Source organism: Acinetobacter sp. YH01025, assembly GCF_013420185.1.
GTDB lineage: Bacteria > Pseudomonadota > Gammaproteobacteria > Pseudomonadales > Moraxellaceae > Acinetobacter > Acinetobacter indicus.
The window spans coordinates 35,546-48,324 of the sequence record NZ_VOYR01000012.1 but is presented as its reverse complement, the minus strand read 5'-3'; the positions used below and the strand labels follow the sequence as shown (position 1 = coordinate 48,324).

The following is a 12,779-nucleotide window of genomic DNA, read 5'->3' as shown; positions in this document are numbered from 1 at the left end:
CCTTACAGTTTGCAGTTTTATGATAAATTCATGAAATTAATTTCATACTTGTATCAAACTCGTGGTATTGCACCGCCTAATTAAAGGCTTGGAAAAATATTTGATATTTCCAATATTTAAATCACAATTAAAACATCAAATTAATATATAGACTGTCCCGGTATACACCGGCAGGTGTTCTTGCCGTTGGACGTTCCATTAATTGAACCAACACCACAAATTTATCTTGACCAGTGGGGGCCTGACTAAGCGGAACATTCCAGCGTGAAGAACTGGCACCACTAATATTCATCTGGGTTCTGAGCTTATAATTCTTCTCATTCACCAGATAACTGCTGCCTGTACTATTCACCAGATTTCGGCTATTAAACTTAATGGCATAACGACTATCACAATTCACCGAAAAGGAAGTCGCAGCCTGGCTTAAATAAGAGGCATTCAAATTCAATTGAGTTGCCGTTAAACGCTCAATTTGGCATTGTCTCGCATGTGCCAGAGACAGACTGCTGCTGATACAACAGACTAAAAACAGTACACTCGCTTTCATCACCCCTACTCCTTTTATTTACACACAAGTTCAACCGGTACAGTTATATCTTGTGCCTGAGCTGAAACCTGTAATACAGCGCTACAGGTTTGCGCCTCTCGGGTTTTAATCCGGACACTATAATTCCCTGGAATCAAGCCATATAAAGTAACCGTTCCATCCGAACCAATCGGATAAACCTCGCCACCTTCATTGTTAATATGCAGCTCTGATCCCGGTACAAAACTGCGATTTTGGACATCTACCGGCCGGATACGAACCTGTTTAGCATGGAAAACCGGGAAATTGATTTTGTAGCCGCGCTGGTTTAACGCGGTAATTTGTTTACTTGAATAAAGAATTTTATCTTCGATAGGTAACTGATTTTCATCAAAGGCAATGTCGTATTTCACATAAGGAATAATGTCATGCACAAAGGCATAGCCGTCTTTGTTGGTTTTATCGACATAAACCAGTGAGCGTAGAATATCAATATCTTGATAATCCCCGACTTTGACCAAACCAAAAGCATGTTCAACAATTTTGGTAAAACTTAGCTGATTACCCAACCAGACAACAGCACCACGATAAGCCAGTTGCGAGTCACGCGTTTCCTTGCCCTGAACATGGTAAAAATCTAGATCACCCACCTTGGTTTTCAGCAGGCCATTTACATTATAAAGTGTGTCATCATTGCGATGATTCACACCGACAGCATAGTCAAAGCCGACCTGACTCGAGTCACTTTTTACCAGCTGCAGGTTGGTGTTCTGGTCTGCAGACTGACTAAAATAGACGGATTTATCATTATCAAAACTATAACTAAGAGATAATATCCCGCCAGAATCTTTACGATCGCCAAAGGCATTGAAATAACTGAGCCCGACAGCAAATCGGCGTCCAAAATTTCGGTTAAATCCGACATTGATCACCCGCTGGTTCTGCTGTTCAAATTCAGGATGATCATAGTATTTCTGTTCAGCATAGTTCAGATTAATATTGTGCACATAAGGCACATTGGTCAACCCTAAATACACCAGATTTTCAAATTTTGGATAATTCGAAACATTGTCCAGATCATCGCCTAAAAACTTAAAATCCCGTTCGGTATACTTGGAACTGGCACCCAGTGAAAAATTCCCGAAATCTTTGCTGGCGGATAAACCATAGGAATAGTTCATCTGATTCCGGTCATCATGCGAGGCCATGACCACACTGTCTACAATTAAAATATTACTAATGGCCTGAGTCCACATAACCCCCGCATTCTGAATATCTTCACTATAGGACAGGTTGGTTCCCAAAGTGGTTGCGTTAGACAGCCCCCTGCGGTAAAAGCCATTAACAAAGAAATCCCGATAATCGCTACTGTCCAGATTGTAGTTATAACGCAGCTTACCTAAGGCAATATTATATTCATCCAGGCCATCACGTAATAAACGGTTAGTGACCAGCACCGGAAAAGTTTGCACACTGCGATTACCTAAAACATCTTCAACTACAATTTGTGCATCACCCGCCTGCTGAATTTGCGCCCCTGTTTCCAGCATGTAATCACCCGGGCTGACTTTCTGGCTATAAATACTCACCCCGTTAATAAACAGCTCAACAGTAGATGGAATACGCGCGCTACCCTGTAAGGTTGGAATATTCCAATAGACAAAACTTGGTCGCTCGGTGTAGTTGGTTCCCCAGTTTAAACCGGCAAAACGCAAAGAGTTAATTAACGGGTTATAGGTTGTTGTGGTGTCGCCCAGGGTTAGACGGGTCATGCTTTCCGGAAATTCCAGATCAAAACTGCTATTTAAACGTACCACCTGCTCCTCGACAGAGGTATTCTGATACAGCACCGAATTCTTGAGAATCCAGTAATCTTTAAAGATCCCCAACTCGGCCAGACCACTATAAGCTTCATTTGAATCGCTGTTGGCATAGACCCAGTCATAATTCATAAAGCCACCAAAACTGGCTTTTTCAGGAATCACTTTCTGGTTAAAAACGTTTAAATCGGATTGAAAATAGTGAGTGGGGATGGTTAATTTAATGGACTGCGATGAACTATCAAAAACCGCTTGAATATCGCCTTCACTGACCAGACAGAAATCCGCACGCTGCTGATGTTTCTTTAACTTCTGCACTTGAATTTGCCGTTCGGACAGCACATCACAACCCATATAATAATGCTGCCCTTCTGTGATTAAAATAATATCAGTATGATGATCAAGTTCATTAATCCACAGATTGGCAAGACTTTCTTCTACCGGATTTTCATTCGCATTCGCTGCGAAGCTAAATAAAATATGAACAACAATAAACCACCGATTTTTTATATTCATCGCAAATTCCCCCTATACCGCTAGTCCGAGAATTTAAGCTCCACCATGTTATCGTTCTTATCCGTAAAAAATTGGACAGTATACTTTTTTGGATCTGCAATCTTGGTTCCATTTAACTCATAGCTGTAATTCATTTTGGCCAATAAGTAAGCCATAGTATCGGCCTTAAATACTTCCTTCTTATTGGCATCAACAATCTTCAAATTATTAATCTGAACATGCGAATTGGCCTGATTTTGTGCAACCAGCCGGTTATTCTCAATATTAAATTTAACGTTCGTATCTTCCTGCTTACCGACAAATAAAGGCAGGTTAAAGCTGAGCAGAAAGTTAACTGAAGTTTCTTTCACGGCCTGTGGAATTTCTTCTACCAGAATGCGCCATGCACCCTCCTGATTACCGGTGAGTACCGACTCTAAAGGACGATTAAAACCAACACGGATAGTCTGTTTGCCATTCGGCTGCAGAATAAAGTTTTTGGGATTTAAAATAAGGGTGTCATCTGGTACCAAAACATTCTCACCATTGCCTTGTTGCGTCCATTTAAAGGCTTTAATTTCAAAAATTTTTGCTTCAGTTTCATCTGTAGATTCTAAAGTAAGCGTTGTGGTTCTTTGTTTAGCCTGACTGTTGATATACATCTGAACCGGGTCAATAGAAACACCTGCATAACTTGCAGATGCATAACACAGCGATGAAACTAAAAAGGCTATTATTTTTTTCATATTATTCCCCAGCTTTTATAACGAAAAAGCCTAACTTGGTCCGAAGACCAAGTTAGGCGAAACACTAAATTAGTAGAACACTTTGATTTTATAAGTGTCTGAATATGTACCTGCACGCTGGAATGGAGCTACTGCCGAGTTAGTAACCGAAACAGTATAGACATCATCTGCTAGACCATCATGGTTACTGTTACCCCAAGCAATTGCACCACCACCTGTTTTTGTTGTTGTGATTGTAGTTGGAATACGTACTGTGCCATCATCTTCATGCTTAACATATGTACTTGCATTGGCACCATTGTTTGCAGTTGTAATATTTAATACATAGTGAGTATTACTTCTTACTGTATAGTTAGATGTTTTGGTACCACCGGCTTTGCTCAACTCAATTGCTGATCCGCCTTTAATTTCACATTTTTTTGGAACTTCTAGTTTAATTGGAATATCTTTTTCACAACCTAAAGTTGTACAGTTATTCCAGTTATGTTTACCACCTGGTTTACCAGCTGTTTCAGCTTCTGTTGCATAAATTACTGATGAGCAAGTACCTGCAAATAATACCGCCATAGCTGTTTTAATTAATGTAGACATGTCGTGTTTCTCCATAACTTTAATATAAGAACCATTTTTCTAATCACTCACCCAAACCAGAATGTCTTTAGACTGATTAAAACCCGATCCTGAGCAAGTCCTTTTATTGTAGGTATTCCACAGAAAAAACCATCTATACGGGATTTTTCACACAAGGCTAAGTATTTATTTTTTAAAATTATTTTTCTTGCTTAATCGACTGTTTTTGGGCTAATTCTCTTTTTTTGGTGACCCAAATTCTCCTTGCTACTTGGGTCACTATTTTTAGGGAATTTTTTTCTAACCAGTTTTTTAAGATAAAAACAAATAGATGTTTTTTATAAAAAATATTAAATATCCTTAATAAACATTCCTTTACATTTATTACACTTTTTTTTAGTTTTCCCTAGAATATTGGAATTTTCCACCAAAAATTAGTTGAAATTTCACGTATTTTTAAAAAGCCTGACAATTTAAACAGATTATTTGATTGTTATTTTAAATATAAAATACTTAGTAGTGGGGATAGCCTTATTCAATAAACTGTCAGGAAGAAATAATAAAATACATAAACCCCATCAGAAAAAACCAAAGCAGCCCAATCTGTTTTATTCCTGATTCATTTTTTACTTTTTTCGCATTTATTCATTTTTCACTCGACTTTTAATCTGAGTAAAAAATAATTCTTCTAAATAAAAGTATTTTTCAGCCAATTTAGTGACCCAGCGTGATTAGCCATCTCACTCAGTACAGTAGTTATTTTTGGGGCAGATGATCTGGCAGCGACGTCAAAGCAGCACTTTAAGTGAAGCGTAAGAAGTAAAAAACAGTGTTTTGTATGAAGTACAAGGAAGAAAAGCACTCCTTTGAATGAAGCAAGGCACACAATATTAAATGTAAAAAAACCACTCTAGTGAGTGGGTCTTCGCGTTCAAATCAAATGATTCGAGAAATTAGTTCTTTTCTTTGTCTACGATTTTGTTTGCTTGAATCCAAGGTATGAGCAAGCTCAGAACACTGTTCTGAGTGAAGTGCAAGGAAAGAAAAGCACTGCTTTCTTTTCTTTAAGGCACGGAAGTTAACTTAACTCAGTAAGCTCTGTTTTTAAATGACATAAAAAAGCCCCTGTGAAACACAAGGGCTTTTTGGCTCAGAAATTAGAACTTAGTTCTTTTCTTTATCAACGATTTTGTTTGCTTGAATCCAAGGCATCATCGCACGCAATTTAGCACCAGTTACTTCGATACCGTGAGCAGCGTTTTGACGACGACGAGCAGTCATAGATGGGTAGTTTAAAGCACCTTCCTGGATGAACATCTTCGCGTATTCGCCAGATTGAATACGTTTAAGCGCATTACGCATTGCTTCACGAGACTGTTCGTTGATGACTTCAGTACCTGTTACGTATTCGCCGTATTCAGCGTTGTTTGATACAGAGTAGTTCATGTCCGCGATACCGCCTTCGAACATTAAGTCAACGATCAATTTAAGTTCGTGTAGACATTCGAAGTAAGCCATTTCAGGCGCATAACCCGCTTCAACCAGAGTTTCGAAGCCCATTTTAACCAGTTCAACTGCACCACCACAAAGAACCGCTTGCTCACCGAACAGGTCAGTTTCAGTTTCTTCACGGAAAGAAGTTTCGATGATACCTGTACGGCCACCACCTACGCCTGAAGCGTAAGAAAGTGCAAGGTTACGTGCGTTACCAGAAGCATCTTGGTGAATCGCGATAAGATCAGGAACACCTGAACCACGTTGGTATTCAGAACGTACAGTGTGACCAGGTGCTTTAGGTGCAACCATGATTACGTCTAAGTCAGCACGTGGAACAACTTGGTTATAAAGAACAGAGAAACCGTGAGCAAATGCTAAAGTCGCGCCTTGCTTGATGTTTGGCTCAATCACGTCACGATAAAGTTGCGCTTGGAACTCGTCTGGAGTCAAGATCATCACCACGTCAGCTTGTGCAACTGCAGCAGGAACTTCAGCAACTTTAAGACCTGAATTTTCAGCTTTTTTCCAAGAAGCTGAACCAGCACGTAAACCAACAGTTACGTCAACGCCAGAATCTTTAAGGTTAAGCGCATGCGCGTGACCTTGTGAACCGTAACCAATGATCGCTACTTTCTTAGATTGGATGATAGATAAGTCGCAGTCTTTATCGTAAAAAATTTGCATTGCTGTCTCCGCTTAAATGCTTTTGATTCCTGTCCGCTAGGGCAATTTCATTATTCAGCTTGCTAGCGCCTCTCCCAGCCGAGAGAGGTGAATTCGTTGTTAAATTAAATAGTTAAAACTTTTTCGCCACGTGCGATACCCGATACGCCTGAACGCACCACTTCCAGAATGGTGTTCTCAGCCAACGCATCAATAAAGCCATCGAGCTTTTCTGTGGTACCGGCAATTTGAATGGTATAGGTCGTTGGTGTCACATCGACCACCTGACCACGGAAAATATCGGCAGTACGCTTGATTTCATCACGTGCTGAACCCAGTGCTTTGACTTTAATCAGCATCAGTTCACGCTCAATATGCGCACCTTCAGACAAATCTACCACTTTGACCACTTCAACCAGCTTGTTCAGCTGCTTGGTAATCTGCTCAATTTTGTGGTCATCACCATAAGTAGTGAGTGTCAAACGTGACAAAGTCGGGTCTTCAGTCGGTGCTACGTTCAGCGTCTCAATGTTATAACCACGTTGAGAGAACAAGCCCACTAAACGAGAAAGCGCACCAGCTTCGTTTTCAACGAGAACGGAAATAATGTGTCTCATTCTGTACGCTCCCCTTTTCCTAACCACATATCTTTCATGGACTGACCGGCAATCTGCATCGGATAAACGTGTTCAGTACGGTCAACCATCACGTTAATAAATACGCATTTATCATTGATGGCCATGGCTTCAGCCAGCTTCGATTCAAGCTCATCGGCATGGTCAATCTGGATTCCCACGTGACCATACGCTTCCATCAGCTTGGCAAAGTCAGGTAAAGACTCTACATATGAGCTTGAGTGACGACCTTCATAGTTCATATCTTGCCACTGTTTTACCATACCCAAGGCACGGTTATTCAGGCACAGAATTTTCACGTTCAAGCCGTATTGCTTACAGGTCGACAGCTCCTGGATACACATCTGGATGGATGCTTCACCAGTAATACACACCACCTGCTGGTCTGGATATGCCAGTTTCGCAGCCATTGCATAAGGCAAACCTACACCCATAGTGCCTAAGCCACCCGAGTTGATCCATTGACGTGGACGCTTGTATTTGTAGTAAAGCGCACCAAACATCTGATGCTGACCAACGTCAGAAGTAATAATGGCCTCACCATTAGTCACTTTATCTAAAGCTTCCACCACCTGTTGTGGCTTCATGGTGCCATCAGTTGGCTTTTCATATTTCAAACCATGAACTTTACGCCATTCATTGATCTGCTCCCACCATGCAGCAATCGCTTCAGGATTTGGCTTCGACACATTCATCTGTTTCAGCTGTACCAGCATCTCCTTGAGTACAGGTTCAACTGCACCCACAATTGGAATGTGCGCCATGATGGTTTTAGAAATTGTTGCCGGGTCAATATCAATATGAATGACTTTAGCATTCGGACAGAATTTTGCCGGATTGTTGGTGACACGGTCATCGAAACGCGCGCCGACACACAGAATCACGTCTGCATTGTGCATGGCCATGTTGGCTTCATAGGTACCGTGCATACCGAGCATGCCGATGAATTGCGGATCATCACCCGGGAATGCGCCCAAGCCCATTAAGGTATTGGTCACCGGATAACCCAGAATATGCGCCAGCTCAGTTAACTGTGCTGCGGCATTGCCCTGCACCACACCACCGCCTGAATAAATCACTGGACGTTTGGCATGAATCAGTTCATCAATCGCTTTACGGATTTGACCTGAGTGACCACGATGTGGTGGTTGATACGAACGCATCTTCACTTTTTCAGGATATTCGTAGGCAAATTTTTCTGCCGGATTGGTTGCATCTTTTGGAATATCAACCACAACCGGACCAGGACGGCCAGATGACGCGATATAGAATGCTTTTTTAATAATTGATGGAATTTCGCTGGCATGACGCACCTGGAAACTGTGTTTTACGATTGGTCGGGAAATCCCCACCATATCGGTTTCCTGGAACGCATCTTCACCAATTAAATGAGAAGCAACCTGACCTGACAGAATCACCATTGGAATGGAGTCCATATAGGCTGTTGCAATTGGGGTAACGGTGTTGGTTGCACCTGGACCTGAAGTCACCAACACCACACCGGTCTTACCGGTTACGCGCGAGTAAGCATCCGCCATATGGCCTGCTGCCTGTTCATGGCGCACAAGGTAATGATTGATTTTGTCTTGTTGAAAGAACGCGTCGTAAATGTGTAAAACGGCGCCGCCTGGGTATCCAAATACATGTTCAACGCCTTCGTCCGCTAATGCACGAACGAGCATTTCACCACCAGATAAAAGTTCCAACGTGATTCACCCTAATCTTAATCACTGCGAAATGGGAGGCATTTGCAGCGTTTCATTAATTCATTGTTGCACTGTTATAGCACACATATTTCATAGTTTTCATCGCAATAGGAAAAATTTGTGATCTGATTGCTGATTGAGCAATATGAGATCTAAAAACATGTTGGGATAAACACGTTTCACAGCTTTGTTCAGCTTCTCGGCTAGAGAAGTTGCCCATTGCATGACATGACACTTATTCGAAGGGTGATCGATCTAAGGCATATAAAACTAAAGACAGCATTTTTGTAGTTTCGTCCCCTAAAGTCAAGTTTAAAAATTGGCTTTTTTCCTAAACTTGGCTGTGTGCCTGTTTTTTAAACATATCTGGTTTTCAAGCATTACATAGAAAAATTTAAATTTCCGTTATAAAACATGATATTTCATGTGTTTGCCTTTATTTCACATAAATTTTAAATATAAAATACATAAAAAAAATGAATGAATTTTATTAAATAAAAAATCGTTTATTTATAATTCACCCATCAAAATGGATCATTCTGCAGCAGTAAAATGGTTATTTCAGATACAACAGCCGAGGATATTCAGGCGCAGATTCATGCAGTTATTTTTCATCTTCCAGCCTAAAAATTAATCAACTTTGGCGCCAATTATTGCTAAGATAAACGCGCAGATTGATCAGCTGAATACAGCATGAGGATAACAAGATGAATCGCTCTATTTTAACTTGGGGATTATGTTCAGTAGTCGCACTGGCCAGCGCCAATGTGATGGCCAAACAGTACTACAAATGGGTCGATGCCAATGGTTCAACCCATTACACCACCACCCCGCCACCGAAAAATGCCAAGAAACACGGCAAAGTCGATACTTACGGCTGGCGCAACTCTGCCCCAACGACTTCAGCGCAAACGACGGCAGCGAATAATACGCACAGTCCAACCACAGCACAGACAGCGAACACGCCAGCAACCGCTCCCGAGATGGATTCACAGCAACGTGAAGCCAATGCTGCCCTGCAGCAAGCCCAACAGGAACGTGCCAATCCGCAAGTTTTTTAAGTTTCTGCTTGCTCTGGCCCGATCAGTTAAATTTTTCCAGCAGAAACCGCCGCGCAAAATTCACTTTTCGCTGCATTTTGCGCTATGCTGTGCAACAAACTTTTAACCGTAATTCATTAATCCGTTTATGACTACTCATATTGACCCTGAATATCAAGCCAGTGCGATTGAACCTCAAGTCCAAAGCGACTGGGAAACTCGTAAAGCCTTTAAAGTTGCCGACACTGTAGAAGGTCCACGTCGTTATATCCTCTCGATGTTCCCTTACCCAAGTGGCAAACTGCATATGGGTCATGTGCGTAACTATACGATTGGTGACGTGATCAGCCGTTTCCACCGCTTAAAAGGCGAAACTGTACTGCAACCGATGGGTTGGGATGCCTTCGGTCTACCTGCTGAAAACGCAGCGATTGCACACCAGGTTGCACCAGCAAAATGGACTTTTGAAAACATTGATTACATGCGTAATCAGTTGAAAAAACTTGGTCTATCGATTGACTGGGATCGTGAATTTGCAACCTGTACACCAGAATACTATCGCTGGGAACAATGGTTATTTGTTCAGCTTTATAAAAAAGGTCTGATCTACCGTAAACTTTCAACGGTGAACTGGGACCCAGTCGACCAAACAGTACTTGCCAACGAACAGGTTGAAAATGGTCGTGGCTGGCGTTCAGGTGCATTGGTTGAAAAACGTGATATTCCAATGTACTACTTCCGCATTACTGACTATGCGCAAGAATTACTGGACGATTTAGACACGCTGAAAGACGGTTGGCCACAACAAGTATTAACCATGCAACGTAACTGGATTGGTCGCTCACAGGGTATGGAAATTACCTTCCCTTCAGCAAATCCTGACGTGTATGCAGATGACTTAACAGTCTTCACAACGCGTGCTGACACCTTAATGGGCGTGACGTATGTTGCAGTTGCAGCAGAGCACCCAATGGCGCTTAAAGCAGCTGAAAACAACCCTGAACTTGCTGCATTTATCGAAGAATGCCGTATGGGTTCAGTTGCAGAAGCTGATCTTGCGACTGCTGAGAAGAAAGGCATGGCAACAGGTCTTTCTGTAAAACACCCTGTGACAGGTGAAGAAGTTCCGGTTTGGATCGCGAACTACGTGCTGATGTCATACGGTTCAGGTGCGGTGATGGCAGTGCCTTCACACGATGAACGTGACTTCGAATTTGCCAACAAATACGGCTTAACGATTAAGCAAGTGATTGATGCCAAAGGCGCTGATGATGCAGACTTTGATGCAACTCAGTGGCAAGAATGGTACGGCTCTAAAGAAGGTAAACTGGTTAATTCAGGTGAATTTGACGGTTTAGACTTCCAAGGTGCTTTCGATGCATTCTTGGCAAAACTTGAACCACAAGGCCTTGCCAATGTCAAAGTTCAATTCCGTTTACGTGACTGGGGTGTTTCTCGTCAGCGTTACTGGGGTTGTCCAATTCCAATGATTAACTGTGACACTTGTGGTCAAGTGCCAGTGCCTGAAGATCAACTTCCGGTTGTACTTCCGACTAATGTTGTGCCTGATGGTTCAGGTAACCCACTCAATAAAATGCCTGAGTTCTATGAAACTAAATGTCCATGCTGTGGTGGCGACGCGCGTCGTGAAACAGATACATTGGATACCTTCGTAGAATCTTCTTGGTACTATGCACGTTATGCATCGCCTGATTTCACCGATGGCATGGTAAAACCTGAAGCGGGTCAAACCTGGTTGCCTGTGAACCAATACATCGGTGGTGTGGAACACGCGATTCTGCACTTGTTATATGCACGTTTCTTCCACAAATTGATGCGTGACGAAGGCGTGGTACAAGGCAACGAACCATTCACCAACTTGTTAACACAAGGTATGGTACTTGCCGATACTTATTACCGTGAAGCGGAATCAGGTAAGAAAACGTGGTTCAACCCTGCCGACATCGAACTTGAAAAAGACGAAAAAGGTCGTATCACTTCTGCGAAGTACAAAGAAGATGGTCAAGACGTGATCGTTGGTGGTCAAGAGAAAATGTCGAAATCGAAAAATAACGGTATCGACCCACAAGCGATTATTGACCAATACGGCGCAGATACTGCACGTGTGTTCATGATGTTTGCAGCCCCTCCTGATCAATCTTTAGAATGGTCGGATGCTGGTGTTGAAGGTGCAAACCGCTTCTTGAAACGTGTATGGCGTTTAGCGACAGGTTTCCTTGAACAAGGTAACACTGCTTCAAACATCGACAAAGCTGCACTTTCGACTGCTGCACAAGACTTACGTCGTAAAACGCATGAAACCATCCAAAAAGTGGGTGATGACATCGAACGTCGTCATGCATTTAACACTGCCATTGCAGCGATGATGGAACTTCTAAACGCGAACAACAAGTTTGAAGCGAAAGATGACAACGATGTAGCCGTTGCTCGTGAATCCATCACCACACTTCTGACTTTACTGGCACCATTTGCACCACACTTAAGCCAGACTTTATTGGCACAGTTTGGGATCGAGTTAACATCTGCTCAATTCCCGACTGTGGATGAATCTGCGTTAACACGTAATACCCAAACCATCGTGGTTCAGGTGAACGGTAAACTTCGCGGCAAATTAGAAGTGTCTGTGGATGCATCGAAAGATGACATTTTGGCACAAGCAAAAGCATTACCTGAAGTTCAACAATTCTTGACCGGTCCAACCAAGAAAGAAATTGTGGTGCCGAATAAGTTAGTGAATTTGGTGGTTTAATTCCTTAGGTTCCCTCTCCTCTCAGGAGAGGGTTAGGGAGAGGTGAAATATTAAAAGCACCCTCATCCTAACCTTCTCCCAAAGGGAGAAGGGAATATAAAGGAACAATCCCTCCCTTGCGAAGCAATGCTTCTCACCCTTTAAAAAAGGGAGGAGAACCCATTTTTTATAATATGGACCGTGGAAGTCCCCCTTTGTAAAAGGTGAGCCATATATGGCGCAAGAGGGGGACCTTTAAGGACGAATCCCTCCAAACCTCCCTTTACCAAAGGGAGGCTTAAAAAACACAAAGCCCGTTGCCAGTCAACGGG

The 12,779-nt window shown here is 42.3% G+C and carries 9 protein-coding genes; 2 read left to right on the top strand and 7 right to left on the bottom strand.

Features of this window, described 5'->3' with window-relative positions; translation table 11 throughout:
- Nucleotides 1–127: 127 nt before the first annotated feature.
- The 7 genes from FTT89_RS12050 to FTT89_RS12020 all read right to left on the bottom strand — a co-directional run bounded on the left by FTT89_RS12050 (nt 128) and on the right by FTT89_RS12020 (nt 8,658).
- On the bottom strand, nt 128–547 hold the full coding sequence (locus FTT89_RS12050; RefSeq protein ID WP_005182377.1) for a hypothetical protein: 420 nt from the start codon (nt 545–547) through the stop codon (nt 128–130).
- 14 nt (nt 548–561) lie between these two features.
- On the bottom strand, nt 562–2,862 hold the full coding sequence (locus FTT89_RS12045; protein ID WP_180006949.1) for a fimbria/pilus outer membrane usher protein: 2,301 nt from the start codon (nt 2,860–2,862) through the stop codon (nt 562–564).
- 20 nt (nt 2,863–2,882) lie between these two features.
- Nucleotides 2,883–3,587 (bottom strand): molecular chaperone, encoded by a 705-nt coding sequence (locus FTT89_RS12040; protein ID WP_016659537.1) that lies wholly within the window; start codon nt 3,585–3,587, stop codon nt 2,883–2,885.
- Between the two features lie 69 nt (nt 3,588–3,656).
- Nucleotides 3,657–4,178, bottom strand: coding sequence for a hypothetical protein (locus tag FTT89_RS12035; protein WP_180006948.1), 522 nt, complete (start codon nt 4,176–4,178; stop codon nt 3,657–3,659).
- A gap of 1,143 nt (nt 4,179–5,321) precedes the next feature.
- The gene (ilvC, locus tag FTT89_RS12030) at nt 5,322–6,338 is read right to left on the bottom strand and encodes a ketol-acid reductoisomerase (protein ID WP_005182373.1); all 1,017 of its coding nucleotides are present in this window, start codon (nt 6,336–6,338) and stop codon (nt 5,322–5,324) included.
- 104 nt (nt 6,339–6,442) lie between these two features.
- A complete protein-coding gene (ilvN, locus tag FTT89_RS12025) occupies nt 6,443–6,934 on the bottom strand; it encodes an acetolactate synthase small subunit (protein WP_005182370.1) in 492 nt (163 codons plus the stop codon).
- Nucleotides 6,931–8,658 carry an acetolactate synthase 3 large subunit gene (locus FTT89_RS12020; RefSeq protein ID WP_180006947.1) on the bottom strand — a complete coding sequence of 576 codons (1,728 nt, stop codon included), beginning with the start codon at nt 8,656–8,658 and terminating at the stop codon, nt 6,931–6,933. The genes ilvN and FTT89_RS12020 overlap by 4 nt, the downstream gene beginning before the upstream one ends.
- A 707-nt stretch (nt 8,659–9,365) precedes the next feature.
- Between FTT89_RS12020 and FTT89_RS12015 the strand changes: the two genes are divergently transcribed.
- Nucleotides 9,366–9,719 carry a DUF4124 domain-containing protein gene (locus FTT89_RS12015; protein ID WP_180006946.1) on the top strand — a complete coding sequence of 118 codons (354 nt, stop codon included), beginning with the start codon at nt 9,366–9,368 and terminating at the stop codon, nt 9,717–9,719.
- 127 nt (nt 9,720–9,846) lie between these two features.
- Nucleotides 9,847–12,468, top strand: coding sequence for a leucine--tRNA ligase (leuS, locus tag FTT89_RS12010; protein ID WP_180006945.1), 2,622 nt, complete (start codon nt 9,847–9,849; stop codon nt 12,466–12,468).
- Nucleotides 12,469–12,779 lie beyond the last annotated feature (311 nt).